This is a genomic window from Mesorhizobium sp. P3_A10 (genome assembly GCF_056403175.1).
The window spans coordinates 255,751-275,140 of sequence record NZ_JBFUFZ010000002.1 but is presented as its reverse complement, the minus strand read 5'-3'; the positions used below and the strand labels follow the sequence as shown (position 1 = coordinate 275,140).

Here is a 19,390-nt window from a genome sequence, read left to right as displayed (position 1 = left end):
GGAGCGGCCACAAATCTTGGAACAATGGCCGCTCCCGGAGCGGCCATTGTCTTGCACGGCCTATGCCGGCTGCAACTGCCGGCTTGGCAGCGGTGGGAAGGCGATGGCGATTGCCACTGCGCCCAGCCCGACAATGGCCGAGCCGATGAACAGCCAGGAATAGTTGGCGTAGGCGTCGAACACCATGCCGCCGGCCAGCGGCCCGAAGGCCATGCCGAGGCTGGACAACATGCCCGCCGCGCCGAACACCGTGCCGATGATGCGCGGCCCGAAATACTCGCGCGCCAGCACCGCATAGAGCGGCATCACGCCTCCATAGGTGGCGCCGAAGATGACGGCCAGCATGTAGAATTGACTAAGCTGGCTGACGGCCAGATAGGCGGCAATCACGACCGCCTGGATCACCAGCCCGGTGATCAGCACAGGCTTGACGCCGAGCCTGTCGCCAAGCACGCCGAACAATATCCTGCCGCCGAGGCCGGCCAGGCCCTCAACGCTGTAGATCGTGACCGCCGCCATCGGTGCGACGCCGCACAGCATGGCGTAGCTCACCATGTGGAAGATCGGGCCGGAATGCGCCGCACAGCAGGCGAAGAAGGTGAGGCCGAGCACGATGAATTGCTGCGAGCGCAACGCCTGACCGACCGACATGCCGTGTCCGTCGGCGACAGGGCCTGAGGCAGCATCATTGGCGACAAGCTTGGGCGGCTGCCGCACCAGAAGCACCGCCGGCAAAAGCAGAACCCAGGCCATGATGCCGATGTCGAACATGGCAGTGCGCCAGTCATAAGCCGTGATCAGCCAGCGCGCGAAGGGCGAGATGGTCATAGGCGCCACACCCATGCCGGCCGAAACCAGCGACACCGCCAGGCTGCGGTTGGTGTCGAACCAGGCGGTGGTCAGCGCGATCATCGGTGCGAAGAAGGCGCTGGCTGCGAGACCGACGAGCACGCCATAGGTGAGCTGGAAGCTCAGCAGCGAGCCGGTCTGGCTGGCAAGCACCAGTGCCAGCCCGAGGAGTGCTGCACCCACCAGCACGACCGGGCGGGCGCCGAGGCGGTCGTAGATGGCGCCCCAGGCGAAGCCGCCGACGCCCATGACCAGGAAATTCAGCGTCATCGCGCTCGATATGCCGGCGCGCGACCAGTTGGTGTCGAGCGACATCGGCTCGAGAAAGATCGCCAGCGAAAACATCGCCCCGATGGCGACACAGCTCATCAGGGCGCCGGCCGCCACGATGACCCAACGATAGGAAAGGTTCATGCTTTTCTCCCAACATCATGTCCACACGGCGCGACTTTTTCGAGCTCCGTCGCGCCGCTTGCGTCCGAAGGACGTTGGCGAGAAACCAAATCCGACAATCCGGTTGCATTTATTATCCAGTCGGCGTGGCGATGCACAAAAATGCTCTACCGAATTGACGAGGCGCGTTTCGACTATAGGTTTCCGGTCTTGTGAATCGGGAGATATCGCTCATGGAGCTTCATCGCGGCCGTCTTGTCGGCCACATCCAGCTGGTGGTCAAAGATCTCCCGGCCAGCCGGCGGTTTTACGAAGCCGTTTTCAAGGTGCTCGGTATTCCGATCGGCGGTGAGGCCGAGGACTATTTCTGGGCCGACGAACTGTTCATCTCCAGCATCGACAGCCGGGCGGCGAGGGGGCAGCTGACCGGGCGCCATCATTTGGCCTTCCAGGCCCGGGACCGCGCAATGGTCGACGCTTGTTACCAGGCCGGTCTCGACGCCGGCGGCATCGACAATGGCGGGCCGGGCGCGCGGCCCTATCACCCTGGCTACTACGCCGCCTTCCTGCTCGATCCCGACGGCAACAACATTGAGGCTGTGTTTCATGGGCCGGCGGCGCGCAGTGCAGCTTCGGTGAAGATCACATTCTAGGGCCTTGTTTTCGCGAGTGTGGCACCTTTCGGTCGAAAGCGACCCAAGACAAAATTTGTATGCTAGTCTCGCCGGCCATCGGACGGCAGGGGGATAGCAATGACGGAAACGGACAAGGTATTTGCCGGCTCGATTCCGGAAAACTACGACCGCTATATGGTGCCGTTGATTTTCGAGCCGTTCGCCGCGGATCTTGCACGACGAGCAGCATCCCTGTCGCCCGTCGCCGTTTTGGAGATCGCCGCGGGCACCGGGGTTGTCACCCGCGCACTGGCGCCAAAGCTGGCCTCAGGCGCAAGCTATGTCGTAACCGACCTCAACCAGCCGATGCTCGACTACGCCGCTGCGCAACAAGCGCCCGACAGTCGCATCACATGGCGTCAGGCCGATGCGATGGCGTTGCCGTTTGAAAATGCCGCCTTCGATCTCGTTTGTTGTCAGTTCGGCGCGATGTTCTTTCCCAACCGCACATCGGCCTACCGCGAGGCAAAGCGTGTCCTGAAGCCCGGAGGGCATTTCCTGTTCAACGTATGGGATCGCATCGAGGAGAACGTCTTTGCCGATGATGTGACGAACGCTCTGGCACAGATCTTCCCGAACGATCCGCCGCGCTTCCTGGCACGCACGCCGCACGGCTACCACGATACGGCACTGATCCGCAGCGACCTGGAGGAGGCGGGTTTCTCCCATGTGGTGATTGACACGAGAGCCGAACAAAGCCGCGCATCGTCGCCACGCATTCCGGCCGTTGCTTATTGTCAGGGAACGCCGCTTCGCAGTGAAATCGAGGCTAGGGACGCGAGCAAACTGGAAACCGCAACCGACCATGCCGAGGCCGCGATTGCAGCCAGGCACGGCAGCGGCGCGGTTGCCGCCAAAATTCAGGCACACGTTATCATGGCTGTGGTCTAGGCCGCAGGGGCGTAGCGGTTGACCACCATGCCGCAGGCATAGGCCTTCGATCCGAGCAGCCGCAGCTGACTGAACCCGCCTTGGTCGAAAATCCGCTCGCCGTCGCCAAGTGCTGCCGGGTTGATGAACAGCTGCAATTCATCGACCAGCCCGGCCGCAATCAGCGCCGAGGCAAAGCCGGCGCCGCCGAACACGGCCATGTCGCCGCCCTTGGTGGCCTTCAACGCGTTGACCTCGCGCGGCAGGTCGCCGCCGGCGATCGTGGTGCGCTCCCACCGCGATGCCTTGAGCTTGTCGCTCAGCACCACTTTGTCAGCGTCGACGATGCGCTGCGCAAAGGCATAGAAGCCGTCGCGCGGATAGTTTTTGGCCGCATTGCCCCAATGGGTGAGGTAACCTTCCTCTGCCATCTTGCGGCTGAGCAGGATGGTGTCGATGCCGGCGAATACGGCGTTGAAATCCTGCTTCAAAGCGTCGTCCCAAGGGCAGTTGCCGGTCCATTCCCAGAGCTGCCAGTGTTCATCGCCGGCGGCGCCGACAAAACCGTCGACCGACATCTGCATCTGCAGGATAAGCTTTCTCATGTCCTCGCTCCCTGTCGGCGGTTTCAGGCGGCCTTGCGCTCGCTTCCGCCATAATGATTTACAAATGGAAGCATTGACGTGCCGTCAAAATGATGTCAATAGTAAAGTGATTTAAAAATGGAACCATAGAAATGTCGACCAGGGAAAAATCCGGCTGCCCCATCAACCTGTCGCTCGAACTGCTCGGCGACCGCTGGACGCTGCTGATCGTTCGCGACCTGATTTTCGCCGGCAAGAAGCACTTCCGGGAGTTCCTGTTGTCCGACGAGGGCATCTCGTCGCGCACGCTGGCCGAGCGGCTGCAGACCCTGCAGGACGAGGGCATCATCACCAGGAGCGGCGATCCCAGCCACAAGCTCAAGGCGATCTATCGCCTGACCGAGGCCGGCATCGACCTGCTGCCGGTGCTGGCCACGCTCGGCGCCTGGGGCAGCAAGTATCGCAATGCCGACGGCGAACTGGCGAGGATCGCCGACGAGCTGGCGGCAGGTGGCGACGCGGCGTTGGAGCAGATGAAGCTGGCGCTGCGCACCGAGCATATCGGATGACGGCCGATCCCCCCTTGTGGGGGAGATGCCCGGCAGGGCAGAGGGGGGCGCGAAGGATCGTGGCCTTGCGTTCAATTTGCTTCGAGCGAGAATTGGGTCCAGCGCGCCATGCTATTTGATTGACAGTTGGCGGGACAGCGCCCCCCTCTGTCCTGCCGGACATCTCCCCCACGAGGGGGGGAGATTGGCAGCTTCGCCGGTGAGGGAGGTTTCACTTGGACACGACTGTTGCCATTGTCGGCGCCGGGCCTGCCGGCCTTGCGGTCGGCGCCTGCCTGAAGCGGGCAGGGGTCGATTTCGTCATTCTGGAGAAAGCGAACGAGGTCGCGCCGGCCTGGCGGCGGCACTACCGGCGGCTGCATTTGCACACGGTCAAGACATTCTCGTCGCTGCCGTTCCAGCCCTTTCCCCGGGACTATCCGCGCTATGTGCCGCGCGAGCTCGTCGTCCGCTATCTCGACGACTATGCGCAAAAGTTCGACCTGCGCCCGCGCTTTGGTGAGACGGTGAAAGCCATCCGCCGCGACGGCGGCCATTTTCTGGTCGAGACCGGTTCGGACAATTTCCGCTCGCGCCATGTCGTCATCGCCAGCGGTAACAATGCCGAGCCGATCGTGCCCAGGCTCGCCGCCATCGAGGCCTTCACGGGCGAGGTGCTGCACAGCGCCGACTATACTGAGGCGGCACCCTTTGCCGGCCGCTCGGTGTTGATCGTCGGCATGGGCAACACGGGCGCCGAGATCGCGCTCGACCTCGCCGAGAACGGCATGCAGCCGGTGATCTCGGTGCGCAAAGGCGTCCACATCGTGCCGCGCCAGCTGTTCGGCGTCCCAATCCAGCTGGTCGGCATCGCCAGCCGGCCGATGCCGCAGGCGCTGAACGACTGGCTGTTCCCGATCATCCTCGATCTCGCACTGGGCAAGCTCGAAAAATACGGCATCGTCAGGCCGAAGCAGGGCATCCTGCAGCAGATCGACCAGGTCGGGCGTATCCCTGTCATCGATGTCGGCACGGTCGAGGCGATCACCAAAGGCGCCATCAGGATAGCGCCCGACATATTGCGCTTCACCGAACGCGGCGCCCAGTTCACCGATGGCCGGCAAGAGGCGTTCGACGCCGTCATCCTCGCCACCGGCTATCGGCCGGGCTATGAAAAATTCCTGGCCGCGGAGTTGCAGCCGGCACGCAGCGGCGTCAACGCACGCGCCTCCGAACTCGGCCTCTATCTTTTAGGCTTCCACAATCCGGTCACCGGCCTGTTACGCGAAATCGGCCGCGAGGCGATTGCAGTGGCCGGCGATATTGCAAGGCGAGGCTGAACGACGGGTTCCCGCAACACGGCTTTCACGGCGAGGGCCGCGCCAAATCTCCCTCATCCAGCAGCCACTGCCTCACAGCCTGCGTCGGATCGGGGTGGCGCTGCTTGCGTGGCACCACGACATAAAAATCCTGGGTGCCGCGCATCTCCGCGCTCAGCGGCTGCGTCAGCCGGCCGGCCGCGATGTCGGCGGCGACGAGAAAGCGGCTGGCCAGCGCGATGCCTTGGCCGGCAATGGCCGCGTCGATCGCTAGGCCCGTCTGGTTGAAGCGCATCCGCTTTGCCTCCATCGTCATCTTCTGGCCGAGCGCCTGTTCCATGAATTCCGGCCACAGATTGTGCGCGTCGTGCAGCAGCACATGATGCTGGATATCGGCCGGCGCGATCTCTTTCGCACCGCTCGGCAGCAGCGCCGGACTGCAGACGGCGACGATCTGTTGTGGAAACAACAGGTCCACCATCAGGCCGGGACCGAAGGGCGGGCGGCCTTGCCGCACCGCAATGTCGACGCCGTCGCTCTGGAAGCTCGACAGGCTTTCGCTGGCCAGGATGCGCAAATCGACCAGCGGATTATGCGCCACAAACTCCGGCAGCTTTGGGATCAGCCATTTGGTGGCAAAGCTCGGCGTGACGCTGATCGTCAGCCGCGCCGGCTCGGGCCGCAGCAGCAAGGTGGCTTCCGAGATCAGGTCGAAGGCGCGACGGATGTTCGGCACATAGGCGCGGCCCTCATCGGTCAGCGCCAGGCCGCGCGGCAGCCGCTCGAACAGCTTTGCCCCGAGATCGGCCTCCAGCCCGCGAATATGCTGCGCCACGGCACCTTGCGTCACGTTCAGTTCCTGCGCGGCAATGCGGAAGTTGAGATGACGCGCGGCGGCTTCGAAGGCGCGCAGCGCATTCAACGGCGGCAGGCTGTGGAAGGCTTCGGGCATCCAGGAGTTTTTCTACTGCTTGAATTCAGGCTTTCTGGTTCGAACCGGTGGGGAAAACCAGCTATACCATCCTTTGAATGCGCAAGACATACGCCGCAAAACCCGCACGGAGAGAAAATATGAGTGTAGAAAAAGTGGCTGTTGTGGTGGCCGGCGGCAGCGGCATGGGCGCGGCGGCGGCGAAGCGTCTGGCCGCGGATGGCTTCAAGGTCGCTATCCTGTCCTCATCCGGCAAGGGCGAGGCGCTGGCCAAGGAGCTTGGCGGCCTCGGCGTCACCGGCTCCAACCAGTCGAATGACGATCTGCAGCGGCTTGTCGACCTGACGCTCGAGCGCTTTGGCCGCATCGACGTGCTGGTCAACAGCGGCGGCCACGGGCCACGCGCGCCGATCCTCGAAATCACCGACGAGCAGTGGCACACCGGCATGGACGTCTACCTGCTCAACGTCATCCGGCCGGTGCGCATCGTCGCGCCGCAGATGGTCAAGCAGAAGGCCGGCGCCATCATCAACATCTCGACCGCCTGGGTGGTCGAGCCGAGCCCGATGTTCCCGACCTCGGCCGTGTTCCGCGCCGGCCTTGCCGCCTACACCAAGATCTTCGCCAACACCTACGCCGCCGACAATGTGCGCATGAACAATGTGCTGCCCGGCTGGATCGACAGCCTGCCGGCCACCGAGGAGCGCCGCGACAGCGTGCCGATGCAGCGCTACGGCACATCGGAGGAGATTGCCGCAACCATCGCCTTCCTTGCCTCCGAAGGCGCCGGCTACATCACCGGCCAGAACATCCGCGTCGATGGTGGGATCATTCGCGCGATTTGACGGGCCGCCGATCTCCCCTCTTGTGGGGGAGATGTCCGGCAGGACAGAGGGGGGCGCTGTCCCGCAAGCCTCACGCACTATCCCCCATTCACGAAAGCCAGCACCAGCTTCTGCAGATTCCCACCGGGGCCGAATTCGACCCGGTCGAAATCGCGGCTCGCCTGCCGCTGCGCCAGCGAGATTTCGGCGAGCTGCCTGGTCAGTTCGGTCCTGATCTTGCTGCAGCCGGGGTCACCGGCGACGGTCAGACCGACGCTGATTGCTTCGATCTTGCGCACCATTTCGACGATGGCTGCGCCATGCACCTTTTCATGCGCGGCGAGCCCGGCGGCGAAAGTCTCCCAGCTCTTCTGCACGGCAGGGGCGAGCGGCCCGGCCGGCTTGGGCAACGTGTAGGTGATGACCAGCTTCGGTCGCGCCGACCTGAGCACACAGGCATTGCCTTGCGGCCTGTAGTCCCTGGTCCAGGTCAGCTTGAAATTGGTGTGCGCGATGACGCGGCCCTTGCCAAGCAAAGGCCCGCGCTCGCCGATCGTGGCATAGAGTTCGGGGCCGGTCTGGCCTGTGATGGTGTAGGTCTCGACCTTTTCGATCGGCTTCCAGTCGGCGCGCGCCGGCGACGCCAGGAGTGAGGTCGCGAACAGGAGAGAGAACAGGACTGTTTTCATGTTTCCGGCATCGATGCTTCATCCCAGCCGGCACGTTCAAGGCCGGACCGGACCCGTTCCCGGTCCTCGATACGTTCGAGGCGAAGGTCAGCTAGGATTCCCTGCACCGTCAAACCAGGCTCGAGTTGGCATCCCTCCCTGGCGCAAGCCTTGGCTTTATCGATTTCGCCTGCAAGAGCATGGCATGCCGCAAGCCGCCCCCAATGCCACGCATCCTTGCGTGGCAGGCATGAAAAGGCGGCGGCTGCTTCCCCGTAGCGGCCGACGACGAGCAAGGCTTCGCCCCTGTCGAAATAGTACCATGCCGGGTGCATCGGATTGAGCTGGATGGCCTGGTCGAGCAGCGCTAAGCCGGTCTCGCCATTGCCGCGAATGGCCTGGAAAAAGCCGGTTTGGGCCAGCGTGTCGGCATCGTAGGGATTGAGATCCAGCGCGCGCGCGAAATGCCGCGCCGCCGCGTCGTAGTCGTCTCGATCCCTGTACATCAGGATGAGCGCCAGTATCCGGTGGCAGCGGGCCTCGTCGGGACTTAGCGCCGTGGCGTGCAGGGCCTGGTCCCGTGCCTGATCGAGCACGGCGCGCGGCGCAGTGGCGTAGCCGCCAATGATCAAGTCGGCCAAAGCGAGATAGGCGTGCGCGAGCCCCGAATCCGGGTCGCGTTCGATCGCCTTCATGAGATGTTCGCGGGCTTGCTCGTTGACTCCCTCGCCATAGCTGCGCAGTAGGGCCATGCCACGCAACAGGTGGAGATAGGCCTCGACATTGGCGGCGGGTGCAGGCTGGCTGCGCCGCATGACAGCGCTTTCGATATTGGAGACCAGCGCGGTTGCAATCCGTTGCGCCACCATCCTTTGAAAAGCGAAAATCTCGCTTGTCCTGAACGGGAATGTCTGCGCCCAGACGCGCCGGCCGGACGCTGTCTCGGACAGGACGACGTGCGTGCTGTAGCCATCGTCGGCGCTTTCGACGCTGCCTTCCGCGACATAGTCGGCGCCCAGACGCTCTGCGGTCGCCCAGATATCCCCGGCCGAGTATTCGGCAAGCGCGAAGGCCGAATGACGCGCCAGCACCACTATGGTCTTGAAATAGGAAAGCGCATTGGTGATCTCCTCCACCGCGCCATCGAAGAGCGGCTTTGCCGCCGCATCGGCAACGTTGATGCGAAATGGCAGGATGGCCACCATCGGCTCGGGCATCCGTCCGACCCGAACCGCAGCGGTGGCCGGCGACGGCGAAGCGGCGAGGCTGTCGTCGGCAGCCTGGAGCATGTAACCGCGCCGGGGCACGGTGCGAATCACGGACTGCGCCTCGTCGCCTATGCACTTGCGCACGTCGCGGATGCATTGGGTGAGCGAATCCTCCGTCACGAAGGTGCTGGGCCAGACCGCCTGCAACAGTTCGTCCTTGGTCAGCACACGGCCGGGATTGCGCACCAGGAAGGCCAGCAGGTCGAAGGTCTTCGGCCTGACCGGCACGATCTCGCCGTCACGCCGGAGCGTTCCGCGGTCGAGATCGAGAATCGAGCTGCCGATCTGTTGTGCCAAGCCGTTGCACCATCGCCGCGCGCGTCATTGCGCGGCGATCATCGGAGCCGCAGAAGTAGGCGAGGTCAAGCCCGAAAGATACTGGAAAGGCGCAGCCAAAGACCTTGCCGTTGGCCGCCTCTGCTGGTGGTTGCCTCGGTGGGTGTCAGCCGGTCGAGATAAGCCAGCATCTGCGCGGTCTCGCCGCCGCAGAATTCGACACTGCCCGTCGACAGGATCCGGTGCACTTCTTCCCGCGCCAGAATTGACGGGAGAAAGGGTCCTTCAGCCTTCACATGCATGATCGATCTCCAGGGTTGGTGGCGGCAATTGGGCGCGCTCGTAGGGTTGGGTCCCGAAGAGCATCGCCGCGACAAAGCCGTCGCGTCCTGAACGGATGCTGATTTTATGCTGAAATCGAAAACAGGTGGTCGCTGCGCCGGACACGCCGATGTTGGATGGCAACAAGCTGTCGCGTAGCCGATGTGATCGGCCGCAACAACCGGTGAATTTCTACCTGCCTGCGCCGTGCTCAGGCCTCACGGCAAGCCGCGTCATAGTCGGCCAGCACCTGATCGACCGCCGCGAGCAGAATGGCCTCGGGGTTGCCCGCTGGTCCAAGCTGGGCCGGCAGCATCGGCAGGAACTGCCGCATCAGCGTTTCGGGGATGCTGACGCCGTTCAGTACCTCGCGCAGACGGCCGACGGCGACGCCAGCGCTGGGGTTGCTCCAGTAGTAGCGGATGCGGTCGCTGTAGCTGTAGTGCCGCTGCAGATAGAGGCTCGCGCTGTCGCCGTGATAGTGGCTGTGCCAATGACCCGGCGCTGCCAGCATCACGCGCTCCATCGTGCGGGCCAGCGACCGGTCGCCATAATCCGCGACCATTTCGGATGCGATCAGGTCGAGCCCGTAGAGCGCCTCGCGCAAGGCAAATGTCAGGCCGGGACCGACCTTGAGAATGGGAAAGCCGTTATCGACCAGCGCGGTCAGCGCCGCCCGGCTCTGGTAGTCGGTGGAATGCGCCTCGTAGACGAGCGACGGTTCCTCGTCGAGCAATCCGGTCAGCGCCTTCGACGCCGCGGGCGCGTAGGCAACAACATTCTGGCTGCCGAACTCGACGCCCGGCTGCACCACCACGGCAATGACGCGGCCGAACGCTTCGCTCAGGCCTTCGCGGGCAAAGATTTCGCGATGCACCGCGATCGTGCGCCGTGCCGCCGCCGCTTCGGTCGGCTTCAGGTCGCTGATCGTATGGTCCACGCCGCCCGGGGCAGGGACCTCGGTGCCTATGATGTAGACCGGCAAGGCGCCGCCGGTCGCACGCGCCGCCTTTTCCGCCGCCTTGGCCAGCCGCGCCGCCCGCGTGGCGATGGTCTCGTCGTCGAGCGCCGTCGGCTCGCCGGCGCAGCCCATCGACGCGTCGAGATGGATCTTGCTGAAGCCGGCCCAGACGTAAGCGGTGACCATGGCTTCGGCCTTGCTCATCGCTTGCGCCGCCGGCTCCGTCCGCCACGGATTCGGTCCAAGATGGTCGCCGCCAAAGATGATGCGCGAGGGGTCGAGACCTTCCCGGCTGGCGATCTCCAGCACGAAGGCGATGAACAGGTCCGGCGTCATCCCGGTATAGCCGCCGAACTGGTTGACCTGGTTGCAGGTCGCCTCGATCAGCAGGATGGTTTCCTTGTCCTCGACGGCGCGCCGTATGGCCGCCTGGATCACCAGCGGGTGGGCCGAGCAGATCGAGGTGATGCCGTAGGGCGATCCGTTTCGTCGCGCGGTGGCGAGGCCTGCAAGCGGATTGGCTCTCATGTCGCTCTCGCGGTCCCAGTGATGAAATCGTCAAGCACGTCGAAGCCGGCGGTGCCTTCCATCGGCCCGCGCCGCGTGACGTTGCGGGCGCCGGCGGCATTGGCATAGAGCAGCGCCTTGCCGGGCTCCATGCCCTTGCGCCGGCAGGTCAGATAGGTCGCGCCAAAACAGTCGCCAGCGCCGGTCGGGTCAACTTCCTTGACCACGAAGCCGGGACAGTCGATCCTGCTGCCGTCGCTGCCGAAATACGAAGAGCCGGCAGCGCCGCGCTTCAGCACAATCTCGCCGACGCCCCTTGATATCAGCGCCTTCACCGCCTGGCATTCGTCATCGACGCCTGCCGCGGCGAGCAGTTCGTCGCCCGACGGCAGCAGAAGGTCGGCATCGTCGACCAGAGCCGAAAACAGCGCGCCGTCGGCGCCGTCGATCAATTCCTTACGCACATTCGGATCGAAGGAGGTCGAGCCGCCGCGCGCCCGCACTGCCTTGACCGCATAGGCGACGATCTCCTTCAGTCCCGAGACCGACAGGGTCGAGCCCATGACATGCAGATGGCCGGCTGTGTCCGCCAACTGCCGCGCCTCTGGTGTGAGGCCAATCTGTCCGGCGGCGGATTCGGCGATGTTGTAGACGAAGTCCCGGCCGCCATCCGGGCGGTAGCGCACGAAGGCGCTGCCGGTCGGGTAGCGGTCGCTGACCGTCACCGCCGAGACATCGACGCCATCGCCCCGCAGCCGCTCCAGATTGATGGTGCCGAAATCGTCGCGGCCGACGCAGGCGACGATACCGGCGCCGCCGCCGAGCCGTGCCACCTGGTCGATGAAGATCGCCGGCGCGCCGCTCGGATAGGGGCCCATCAGCGCCAGCGGCTCGAGGAAGCCGAGGCCCTGCTCGGTCGCCATGATCTCGACCAGGATCTCGCCGGCGACAATCGTCGGTCCGGCGGATTCGGGAGCGATCTCCCTTTGGCGGCTCATTGCTGCAAGTCCTTCTCTCTCCCAAGCGCCGGTCCGGCGCGCTCCGGCCGCACGATAGCGCCTGGCTGTAGCCGAGGTAAATCGCCGCGAAAGCGAAGTCAACAAAAACTACACGCATGTTCACTTAATTTGCTGCGCGTGAAGCTTTCTCCATCCGTCAATTGCCGAACCGTCATGGCTCTGGCGAGGGCGAGCCCGCAAAATAAGGGCTTGCAGGCGCTTGACTTGGCTTTCCTGTAGCGCAATAAAATATATACGCATGTTCACTTACACATGCGCATTCGTAAAGGAGGAGACGAAATGCCTATTGGTAAGCGTATGGGAATTCTTGGCCTGTCGGTCGCTGCGTCGGCGCTGACGGCGGGTGCCGCTCTGTCCGAGGAAATCACGGTTGCGACGGTAAACAATGGCGACATGATCATCATGCAGAAGCTGTCGCCCGAGTGGGAGAAGGCGACCGGCAACAAGGTCAACTGGGTGGTGCTCGAGGAAAACGTGCTGCGCGAGCGCGTCACCACCGACATCGCCACCAAGGGTGGCCAGTTCGACGTGCTCACCATCGGCGGCTATGAGACGCCGATCTGGGGCAAGGCCGGCTGGCTGACATCGCTCAACGATCTCGGCGACGACTATGACTATGACGATCTGATCGCGCCGGTGCGCAGTGGCCTCACCGTCGACGGCAAGCTCTACGCCGTGCCGTTCTACGCCGAGAGCTCCTTCACGCTCTACCGCAAGGATCTGTTCGACGCCGCCGGCCTGAAGATGCCGGAGCAGCCCACCTATGACCAGATCACGGAATTCGCCGACAAGCTCACCGACAAGTCGAAGGAGCAGTATGGTCTCTGCCTGCGCGGCAAGCCGGGTTGGGGCGAGAACATGGCCTTTGTCGGCACGCTGGTGAACACGTTCGGCGGCCGCTGGTTCGACATGGACTGGAAGCCGCAGCTGAATTCCGACGCGTGGAAGAAGGCGATCGGCTGGTATGTCGACACGATGAAGAAGGATGGACCGCCAGGCATCAGCTCCAACGGTTTCAACGAGAACCAGACTTTGTTCGCCTCCGGCCACTGCGCCATGTGGATCGATGCCACGTCCGCGGCGGGTCGCGTCTATGATCCCAAGCAAAGCCAGGTCGCCGACAAGGTTGCCTTCGCCAAGGCGCCGGTGGCGGTCACGCCTAACGGTTCGGCCTGGGGCTGGGCATGGAGCCTGGCCATCCCGACCTCGACCAAGAAGGCGGATGCAGCAAAATCCTTCGTCAAGTGGGCGACCTCGAAGGCCTATGTCCAGCGCGTCGGCGAGACCGAAGGCTGGGTCGCGGCGCCTCCGGGAACGCGCAAATCCACCTATGCCAGCGCGGACTATCAGAAGGCGGCACCCTTCGCCGCGACGGTGCTTTCGGCGATCGAATCCGCCGATCCGACCAAGCAGACCAAGGATCCGGTTCCCTATACCGGCATCCAGTTCGTCGCCATCCCGGAATTCCAGGGCATCGGAACCGAGGTCGGTCAGGCGATTGCCGCCGCGGTCACCGGCCAGCAGTCGGTCGACGATGTGCTGAACGGCGCCCAGGCCTCTGTCGAGAAAACGATGACGGAGGCGGGCTACATCAAATAGGCGCGTTCAAGCCAGGGACGGAGCGTGCCGTCCCTGGCGATCCGGGCCTGAAAAAACCTCCCGTTGCAGCAGGCCCGGAGGATGCACGGACCCGTCCACAGCGGGTCCGTGCTTTCCTCTCAGGCGCTTGCAAGGGCCATGCTCCCCCATGACGTCGGTCGCCATTTGGCGCTACATCTTTCGAGAACCTTTGGAAAAAATTGAAATGAGACTGAAGAACAAGATTGCGCTCATCACCGGCGGCGCGCGCGGCATCGGCCTCGGTTTCGCGCAAGCCTATGCGCGCGAAGGCGCGACAGTGGTGATTGCCGATATCGACATCGAACGCGCGACGCGGGCCGCCGCCGCAATCGGTGCTTCGGCCAGCGCCGTCAAGCTCGACGTCACCGACCTCGACGCGATCGACAGCATCGTTGCCGCGGTCGACCGCGATTTCGGCGGCATCGACATCATCGTCAACAATGCGGCCATCTTCGACATGGCGCCGATCACCGAGATAACTGAAGCCAGCTACGACAAAGTGTTCGCCATCAATCTTAGGGGGCCGCTGTTCATGATGAAGGCGGTGGCCAATGTGATGATCGCGCGCGGCCGCGGCGGCAAGATCATCAATATGGCGAGCCAGGCTGGTCGCCGCGGCGAGGCGCTGGTGACGCTGTACTGCGCCTCCAAGGCGGCGATCATCTCGGCGACACAGTCGGCGGCATTGGCGCTGGTCAAGCACGGCATCAACGTGAACGCCATCGCGCCCGGCGTCGTCGATGGCGAACATTGGGATGTCGTCGACGCCCACTTCGCCCGCTGGGAGGGCCTGAAGCCGGGCGAGAAGAAGGCGGCCGTCGCCAAGTCCGTGCCGATCGGCCGTTTCGCGCAGCCGGAGGACATCGCCGGGCTCGCCGTGTTTCTCGCCTCGTCCGACAGCGACTACATCCTGGCGCAGACCTACAATGTCGACGGCGGCAACTGGATGAGCTGAGGCCGTCGAGGGAGACTGACATGAAGGCCATCCGATTTACCGCGGCGGGCGTTGCCGGCATGGCGGAGCTCGACCTGCCAGGGATCAAGCCGGGACACGCTCTGGTGCGGGTCCGCGCCGCCGGGCTTTGCCACACCGACATCGAGGTGCTGCATGGCCGCTACGGGGAGGGCGCGTTTCCGCTGGTTCCCGGTCATGAATATGCCGGCACTGTGGAAATGGTCGCCGACGATGTCACCACCGTCAAACCCGGCGACCGGGTCGCCGTCGATCCCAACATCCCCTGCGGGCATTGCCCCGCCTGCAGCAAGGGCCTCACCAATCTGTGCTCCAGCCTGAAGGCCTATGGTGTCACCGCGGATGGCGGCTTCGCCGAATTCAGCCTGGTTGCCGTCGACCATCTGCATGGCATCGGCGATCTCGATTTTGCCACCGCAGCCCTTGCCGAGCCGCTCGCCTGTGTCCTCAACGGTCTGGGTAGCGCCGGGCTCGACGCCGGCAAGAACATCCCCGGCACCGCTTTGGTTTTCGGCGCCGGGCCGATCGGCCTGCTGCTGGCGCTGTCGCTTAAGGCCAAGGGCGTGAAAAGCGTGGCCGTCGCCGACATCAGCGAGCCCCGGCTTGCCTTCGCAGAGGCGCTCGGGCTGGAGCCGCTGATGTCCGGATCGCAGGCGCTGTCGGCACGGGCGCGCGGCTTCGATTTCGTCGCCGACGCCACCGGTGTCGCCAAGGTGGTCGAGGGCATGATCGGCTTCACCGCCGATGGCGGCACAGCACTTGTCTTCGGCGTCTGCGCGCCCGATGCCAGGATCTCGGTCGCCCCGTTCGAGATCTTCCGCCGGCAGATCCGACTGGCGGGGTCGCATTCGCTGAACCGCAACATCCCGCAGGCGCTCGACATCCTCAGACACGACGATGGCACGATGGCGCGGCTGGTCAGCCACCAGCTGCCGCTTTCCGAATTGCTGCCGTTTTTCGCCAAAGCCGGCGGCGACCCGGCGACGATGAAAGTACAATTTTCCGCGGACATTTGAGCGAAGATGCGCGGCACGTCATGAACCGGCAAACTGGCACTACCACGGGTGAAACCTTGCTGCTTTGCGCAAGATGGTGACTCACGTAGACAGGGACGGGGAAGGTCGAACAGGGGGCCGGCAAATGGCAAAGACGATAAGGACGATGGAGGACTTCTCGGCCTTTGTCGGTCTGTCTCGCACGACGGTTTCCAAATATTTCAACGACCCCAGCTCGGTCAGGAAAAACACGCGCGGCACCATCGAGGCGGCGCTGAAGAAATCCGACTTCCGGCCGAGCATGTTCGCCGTCAATCTCAACCGTCGCCGCAGCAACATTTTGGGCGTCATCATTCCGAATTCGACCGATCCGTTCTACATGGCGCTGACGCGCCGCATCGAGCTGATCGCCAACGAAGCCGGCTTCCTGGCGTTTGTGCTGTCCTCCGACGGTCGCGCCGAAATGGAAGACCAGGCGATCCAGACATTCAAGTCGATGAACATCGCCGGCGCCATCATCGCGCCGCTCGGCGTGCAGTCCCACCACCGCATTCTGGCCGAACTCGGGTCGAGCATCCCGCTGATCTATGTCGACTCGCCGCTTGACGAGACCTCGTCCTTCGTCGGCACCGACAACCGGCAGAGTTTTCGGCTGATCGTCGACTATCTCTGCCGATCCGGCGAGCCGCCTTGTTATTTCGCCATGCCGCTGGTCAACAACAACGCCTCGGCGCGGCAGGACGCCTATGTCGAGGCCATGCACCAGTTGAAGATGACGCCTGAAATCGTGCCCGTCGCCGACGCACGGTCGTGGGATTTCGAGAAATTCGGCTTTGACGAAGCGCTTCGCATCCTGAAGGCGCAAGGCTTTCCGACCAAGACGGTGCTTTGCGCCAACGACCGTGTCGCCTTCGGCGTCATCGCCGCCGCCTATCAGCTGGGCCTCAAGGTCGGCCACGGGGCGGACTGCGACCTCAGGGTTGCCGGACATGACGACCACCCCTTGTCGCGCTACGCCTGCCCGCCGATCACGACGGTGGCGCAGAACTACAACGAGATCGGCCGTATCGCCATCGAACTGCTGCTGGAGAGGCTGGATGAAAAATCCTCAGCGAAACCCGGCAGCGGCCGCATCCTGCTTAACGCCGAGCTGATGCTGCGCAGCTCGGCCTGAGGGCGAGGGGCTAGCCGGCGGCCATCTTGTTCCGAGCGCAGTACGGGTGAGCGCCGACAGGGACGATCTCGTAGCCGACGGCGATCAATCGGACCTTCAACTCTTCGAAATGCCGCTTTGAGCCGCTGACGATCGATTCAGGCGTGTAATCCCAGCCATTTCGAGCAGCGTTGGCAAGGATGTCGGCATAGGCGCGCATGCTGGCGATTTTTATATCCGACTCCAGCAGTTGCTTGCATCCGCTTGCGAACGATGGCGACGGGGCGAAGGAAAAGCCCAGGATTGCACATGCCAGCACTATTGCAACAAGACGCATCGAAACCTCCCTCGGCTGAACGCGGATCGCAGCTGCATGCGATGAGCTTGCATCGCGTGCGCCTGTGGTGGCATCGGGCAGGTGCGGTATTCTACCTCCTGCATTTGTAGTATTTTGCTGCACTAGCAGTTGAATCCGTGCCTATGGCAGGGAACTTCTCGATGAACCGCATCGTGACGTCTTCACTGACCGACGCGCTATCGGACCGCGAACGCGCGGTGGCGGAGAGATTTGCTTCGGGCCTGACCTATCGCGAGATTGGCGAGGCGCTGTTCATCGCCCCTTCGACCGTCCGCACCCATCTCGCCGCGATCTACGACAAGCTTGGCGTCCGCAACAAGATCGCCCTTGCCTCGCACTTCAACAGACCTGACCCCGCGCAGCCCGGCGCGCTTCCATTCTTGCCTGATGCCTCGCCGGTGCTTGCGATGTTCCCGATCGAAAGCCTCAACTCAGAGGAACGCTGGCGCCGCTTTGCCGATGGCCTGTCGTCGGACATTGTCGTCGACCTGGCGCGCTACGCCAATCTGCCCGTCATCGCCTTCCACACCATGAAGGCGCTGGGCAGCCAGCCCGCCGACTTCGCCAACGACGGCAAGGCGCTCGGCGCCACCTATATAGTGTCGGGCCAGCTGCGCGCGGACGACCTGAGGGTTCGCTTGACGATAGAGCTCGCCGACGCCGACAACGGCGTCAGCCTGTGGAGCGAGCGCTATGACCGCCGGGTCGAGGACATTTTCACGCTGCAGGACAGCCTGACCGAGAGCGTTATCAATGTGCTCGCTGGCAGTTACGGAGCGCTCGCCACGGTCAGCCGCAACGCGGTACGCCGCAAACCGCCGGCCAGCCTGCGGGCCTACGATTGCTATCTGCTGGCCGTCGAACAGCAGGACACATTCAGCCGCGCCGGCAACGCGGCTGCAATCCGCCTGCTTTCACGCGCGCTTGAGCTTGACCCCATTTTGGCCGGAGCCTGGACCGAGCTTGCCTATGCCTATTCGATGGAGGGCTGCCACGGCTTCAGCGACGATGCGCAGGGCTCGATCGAGAACTGGCGGACGGCGGCTGAAACCGCCGTGCAGCTCGATCCGACGAACAGCCACGCCTGCGCTTGCCTGGGCGACCTAAAGGGATGCCTCGGCGATCTCGAGGCGGCGGAGCGCGCGTATCAGCGCGCTTTCGAATACGGTGCCAACCATGCCGACACGCTGGCGTTGCTGGCCGGCAGCAGGGCACTGGTCGCCGGCGACCCGGCCGCAGCGATGCCGCTCATGGAGCGCGCCATGCGCCTCAATCCTCTGGCGCCGTCCTGGTATTTCGGGATGCAGGGTCGCATTCTGTTTGCCGCAGGCAGGCATCGTGAGGCCATCGCATCACTACATAGGGGGGCGCCTGATTCCCCAAATATACTGATGTTCCTTGCGTTGGCCCACGCGGCGGTTGGGGAGGATTTGGAGGCGGCCGGATTGGCTGCCCGGTTGCATACGGAGTTCCCGGAGTTTTCGGTCGAACGCTTCATCGCAATCTACCCCGTGACCAACCCGGATGCCGTCAAGGCCATTCGCCACGCCGCCAAGCTGGCGAAGCTCGGATAGAGCTGGCGCGGGAATCGGGTGGCGCGGCCCGCTTCTGACATGCAAATCCGGCTGTCGCACGAAAGGGACCGCCATGCTCACGCTTCATGACTATCTGCCGTCGCAAAACGGCTGGAAGGCCAGGGTACTGCTCGGGCTGCTCAAGATTCCCTACGAAAGCCGCATGGTCTCGATCTTCGAGGGCGAGAGCCACACCGACGCTTTCCTGAAGCTCAATCCGGCCGGCGCCGTCCCCGTGCTCGAACTCGAGGATGGGCGTGCCATCGCTGAATCGAATGCCATCCTCATCAGTCTCGCGCAGGGCACGCCCTTGCTGCCGGCGGACCGTTTTCGGCACGGCAAAGTCATGCAATGGCTGTTCTTCGAGCAGTATTATGTCGAGCCGGTCATCGGCTCGTTACGCTACTGGACGCTTACCGGGCGGCTGGAGCGCAACCAGGCGATGGTCGCCGGCAAGCGCGATGCCGGCGTGCGCACGCTTGCCGCATTGGAGCGCAGCCTTGCCGCAGCGCCGTTTCTTGTCGGCAACGATTTCACCATCGCCGATATCGCCGTCTATGCCTACAGCCACCGGGCGCAGGATTGCGGCTTCTCTCTCGCGGACTATCCGGCATTCATGGCCTGGACGGATCGGGTGCAGGAGGCCATCGGTCCAGGCTACCCCGTTCATCCCTACAGCATCGACCCGCATTCCGGCGGGTGAGG

Annotated in this window: 20 protein-coding genes; 11 read left to right on the top strand and 9 right to left on the bottom strand. The window is 63.8% G+C overall.

Translation table 11 applies throughout. The features are described 5' to 3' along the window. Nucleotides 1-60 precede the first annotated feature (60 nt). A complete protein-coding gene (locus AC1DXU_RS08105; protein ID WP_477366764.1) occupies nucleotides 61-1,263 on the bottom strand; it encodes an MFS transporter in 1,203 nt (400 codons plus the stop codon). 203 nt (nucleotides 1,264-1,466) lie between these two features. Between AC1DXU_RS08105 and AC1DXU_RS08100 the strand changes: the two genes are divergently transcribed. Together AC1DXU_RS08100 and AC1DXU_RS08095 are read left to right on the top strand one after the other, a co-directional pair. Next, complete coding sequence (locus AC1DXU_RS08100) at nucleotides 1,467-1,895, top strand: VOC family protein (protein WP_477368890.1); 429 nt, start codon at nucleotides 1,467-1,469, stop codon at nucleotides 1,893-1,895. Nucleotides 1,896-1,994: 99 nt separating this feature from the next. After that, on the top strand, nucleotides 1,995-2,807 hold the full coding sequence (locus AC1DXU_RS08095) for a class I SAM-dependent methyltransferase (protein WP_477366761.1): 813 nt from the start codon (nucleotides 1,995-1,997) through the stop codon (nucleotides 2,805-2,807). Here the strand turns inward: AC1DXU_RS08095 and AC1DXU_RS08090 are convergent. Then, complete coding sequence (locus AC1DXU_RS08090; protein WP_477366758.1) at nucleotides 2,804-3,391, bottom strand: dihydrofolate reductase family protein; 588 nt, start codon at nucleotides 3,389-3,391, stop codon at nucleotides 2,804-2,806. The genes AC1DXU_RS08095 and AC1DXU_RS08090 overlap by 4 nt on opposite strands. Nucleotides 3,392-3,522: 131 nt before the next feature. On the opposite strand from AC1DXU_RS08090, the gene AC1DXU_RS08085 reads away from it, so the two are divergent. Together AC1DXU_RS08085 and AC1DXU_RS08080 are read left to right on the top strand one after the other, a co-directional pair. After that, nucleotides 3,523-3,939, top strand: a complete 417-nt coding sequence (locus AC1DXU_RS08085) for a winged helix-turn-helix transcriptional regulator (protein WP_477366755.1) — start codon at nucleotides 3,523-3,525, stop codon at nucleotides 3,937-3,939. A gap of 215 nt (nucleotides 3,940-4,154) precedes the next feature. After that, entirely contained in the window at nucleotides 4,155-5,258 is a 1,104-nt protein-coding gene (locus AC1DXU_RS08080; RefSeq protein WP_477366752.1) for a flavin-containing monooxygenase, read from the top strand. Nucleotides 5,259-5,283: 25 nt separating this feature from the next. Here AC1DXU_RS08080 and gcvA read toward each other — a convergent pair whose 3' ends face one another. Beyond that, on the bottom strand, nucleotides 5,284-6,189 hold the full coding sequence (gene gcvA, locus AC1DXU_RS08075) for a transcriptional regulator GcvA (RefSeq protein ID WP_477366749.1): 906 nt from the start codon (nucleotides 6,187-6,189) through the stop codon (nucleotides 5,284-5,286). A 119-nt stretch (nucleotides 6,190-6,308) separates the two neighbouring features. Here gcvA and AC1DXU_RS08070 point away from each other — a divergent pair, with 119 nt between their 5' ends. Beyond that, nucleotides 6,309-7,013, top strand: coding sequence for an SDR family oxidoreductase (locus tag AC1DXU_RS08070; protein WP_477366746.1), 705 nt, complete (start codon nucleotides 6,309-6,311; stop codon nucleotides 7,011-7,013). A 77-nt stretch (nucleotides 7,014-7,090) separates the two neighbouring features. Here AC1DXU_RS08070 and AC1DXU_RS08065 read toward each other — a convergent pair whose 3' ends face one another. The 5 genes from AC1DXU_RS08065 to AC1DXU_RS08045 form a co-directional block, all read right to left on the bottom strand. Further along, nucleotides 7,091-7,681, bottom strand: coding sequence for a DUF922 domain-containing Zn-dependent protease (locus AC1DXU_RS08065; RefSeq protein ID WP_477366743.1), 591 nt, complete (start codon nucleotides 7,679-7,681; stop codon nucleotides 7,091-7,093). Then, complete coding sequence (locus tag AC1DXU_RS08060) at nucleotides 7,678-9,156, bottom strand: winged helix-turn-helix domain-containing protein (protein ID WP_477368888.1); 1,479 nt, start codon at nucleotides 9,154-9,156, stop codon at nucleotides 7,678-7,680. The genes AC1DXU_RS08065 and AC1DXU_RS08060 overlap by 4 nt, the downstream gene beginning before the upstream one ends. Nucleotides 9,157-9,290: 134 nt before the next feature. Next, complete coding sequence (locus tag AC1DXU_RS08055) at nucleotides 9,291-9,506, bottom strand: hypothetical protein (protein ID WP_477316809.1); 216 nt, start codon at nucleotides 9,504-9,506, stop codon at nucleotides 9,291-9,293. A 230-nt stretch (nucleotides 9,507-9,736) separates the two neighbouring features. Further along, nucleotides 9,737-11,014: a D-tagatose-bisphosphate aldolase, class II, non-catalytic subunit gene (locus AC1DXU_RS08050; RefSeq protein WP_477366740.1), complete on the bottom strand. Its 1,278-nt coding sequence runs from the start codon at nucleotides 11,012-11,014 to the stop codon at nucleotides 9,737-9,739. After that, complete coding sequence (locus tag AC1DXU_RS08045) at nucleotides 11,011-11,991, bottom strand: tagatose kinase (RefSeq protein WP_477366737.1); 981 nt, start codon at nucleotides 11,989-11,991, stop codon at nucleotides 11,011-11,013. The genes AC1DXU_RS08050 and AC1DXU_RS08045 overlap by 4 nt, the downstream gene beginning before the upstream one ends. 300 nt (nucleotides 11,992-12,291) lie before the next feature. On the opposite strand from AC1DXU_RS08045, the gene AC1DXU_RS08040 reads away from it, so the two are divergent. The 4 genes from AC1DXU_RS08040 (at nucleotide 12,292) to AC1DXU_RS08025 (ending at nucleotide 16,774) form a co-directional block, all read left to right on the top strand. Continuing rightward, nucleotides 12,292-13,611: an ABC transporter substrate-binding protein gene (locus tag AC1DXU_RS08040; protein WP_477366734.1), complete on the top strand. Its 1,320-nt coding sequence runs from the start codon at nucleotides 12,292-12,294 to the stop codon at nucleotides 13,609-13,611. Between the two features lie 205 nt (nucleotides 13,612-13,816). Then, complete coding sequence (locus AC1DXU_RS08035) at nucleotides 13,817-14,587, top strand: L-iditol 2-dehydrogenase (RefSeq protein WP_477366732.1); 771 nt, start codon at nucleotides 13,817-13,819, stop codon at nucleotides 14,585-14,587. Between the two features lie 20 nt (nucleotides 14,588-14,607). Beyond that, complete coding sequence (locus AC1DXU_RS08030) at nucleotides 14,608-15,621, top strand: alcohol dehydrogenase catalytic domain-containing protein (protein WP_477366729.1); 1,014 nt, start codon at nucleotides 14,608-14,610, stop codon at nucleotides 15,619-15,621. Nucleotides 15,622-15,766: 145 nt separating this feature from the next. Beyond that, on the top strand, nucleotides 15,767-16,774 hold the full coding sequence (locus AC1DXU_RS08025) for a LacI family DNA-binding transcriptional regulator (RefSeq protein WP_477368886.1): 1,008 nt from the start codon (nucleotides 15,767-15,769) through the stop codon (nucleotides 16,772-16,774). 10 nt (nucleotides 16,775-16,784) lie between these two features. Here the strand turns inward: AC1DXU_RS08025 and AC1DXU_RS08020 are convergent, their stop codons facing one another. Continuing rightward, on the bottom strand, nucleotides 16,785-17,090 hold the full coding sequence (locus AC1DXU_RS08020; protein WP_477366726.1) for a hypothetical protein: 306 nt from the start codon (nucleotides 17,088-17,090) through the stop codon (nucleotides 16,785-16,787). A gap of 161 nt (nucleotides 17,091-17,251) precedes the next feature. On the opposite strand from AC1DXU_RS08020, the gene AC1DXU_RS08015 reads away from it, so the two are divergent. Then, nucleotides 17,252-18,685 carry a LuxR C-terminal-related transcriptional regulator gene (locus AC1DXU_RS08015; RefSeq protein WP_477366723.1) on the top strand — a complete coding sequence of 478 codons (1,434 nt, stop codon included), beginning with the start codon at nucleotides 17,252-17,254 and terminating at the stop codon, nucleotides 18,683-18,685. A 73-nt stretch (nucleotides 18,686-18,758) separates the two neighbouring features. Then, nucleotides 18,759-19,388, top strand: a complete 630-nt coding sequence (locus AC1DXU_RS08010) for a glutathione S-transferase family protein (RefSeq protein WP_477366720.1) — start codon at nucleotides 18,759-18,761, stop codon at nucleotides 19,386-19,388. Nucleotides 19,389-19,390: the final 2 nt, after the last annotated feature.

Bases quoted from the DNA above. Each gene is read 5' to 3' on its own strand.
- AC1DXU_RS08105 (WP_477366764.1), bottom strand. From the start codon at position 1,263: ATGAACCTTTCCTATCGTTGGGTCATCGTGGCGGCCGGCGCCCTGATG.
- AC1DXU_RS08095 (WP_477366761.1), top strand. From the start codon at position 1,995: ATGACGGAAACGGACAAGGTATTTGCCGGCTCGATTCCGGAAAACTAC.
- AC1DXU_RS08090 (WP_477366758.1), bottom strand. From the start codon at position 3,391: ATGAGAAAGCTTATCCTGCAGATGCAGATGTCGGTCGACGGTTTTGTC.
- AC1DXU_RS08085 (WP_477366755.1), top strand. From the start codon at position 3,523: ATGTCGACCAGGGAAAAATCCGGCTGCCCCATCAACCTGTCGCTCGAA.
- gcvA (WP_477366749.1), bottom strand. From the start codon at position 6,189: ATGCCCGAAGCCTTCCACAGCCTGCCGCCGTTGAATGCGCTGCGCGCC.
- AC1DXU_RS08070 (WP_477366746.1), top strand. From the start codon at position 6,309: ATGAGTGTAGAAAAAGTGGCTGTTGTGGTGGCCGGCGGCAGCGGCATG.
- AC1DXU_RS08065 (WP_477366743.1), bottom strand. From the start codon at position 7,681: ATGAAAACAGTCCTGTTCTCTCTCCTGTTCGCGACCTCACTCCTGGCG.
- AC1DXU_RS08055 (WP_477316809.1), bottom strand. From the start codon at position 9,506: ATGCATGTGAAGGCTGAAGGACCCTTTCTCCCGTCAATTCTGGCGCGG.
- AC1DXU_RS08050 (WP_477366740.1), bottom strand. From the start codon at position 11,014: ATGAGAGCCAATCCGCTTGCAGGCCTCGCCACCGCGCGACGAAACGGA.
- AC1DXU_RS08045 (WP_477366737.1), bottom strand. From the start codon at position 11,991: ATGAGCCGCCAAAGGGAGATCGCTCCCGAATCCGCCGGACCGACGATT.
- AC1DXU_RS08040 (WP_477366734.1), top strand. From the start codon at position 12,292: ATGCCTATTGGTAAGCGTATGGGAATTCTTGGCCTGTCGGTCGCTGCG.
- AC1DXU_RS08035 (WP_477366732.1), top strand. From the start codon at position 13,817: ATGAGACTGAAGAACAAGATTGCGCTCATCACCGGCGGCGCGCGCGGC.
- AC1DXU_RS08030 (WP_477366729.1), top strand. From the start codon at position 14,608: ATGAAGGCCATCCGATTTACCGCGGCGGGCGTTGCCGGCATGGCGGAG.
- AC1DXU_RS08025 (WP_477368886.1), top strand. From the start codon at position 15,767: ATGGAGGACTTCTCGGCCTTTGTCGGTCTGTCTCGCACGACGGTTTCC.
- AC1DXU_RS08020 (WP_477366726.1), bottom strand. From the start codon at position 17,090: ATGCGTCTTGTTGCAATAGTGCTGGCATGTGCAATCCTGGGCTTTTCC.
- AC1DXU_RS08015 (WP_477366723.1), top strand. From the start codon at position 17,252: ATGAACCGCATCGTGACGTCTTCACTGACCGACGCGCTATCGGACCGC.
- AC1DXU_RS08010 (WP_477366720.1), top strand. From the start codon at position 18,759: ATGCTCACGCTTCATGACTATCTGCCGTCGCAAAACGGCTGGAAGGCC.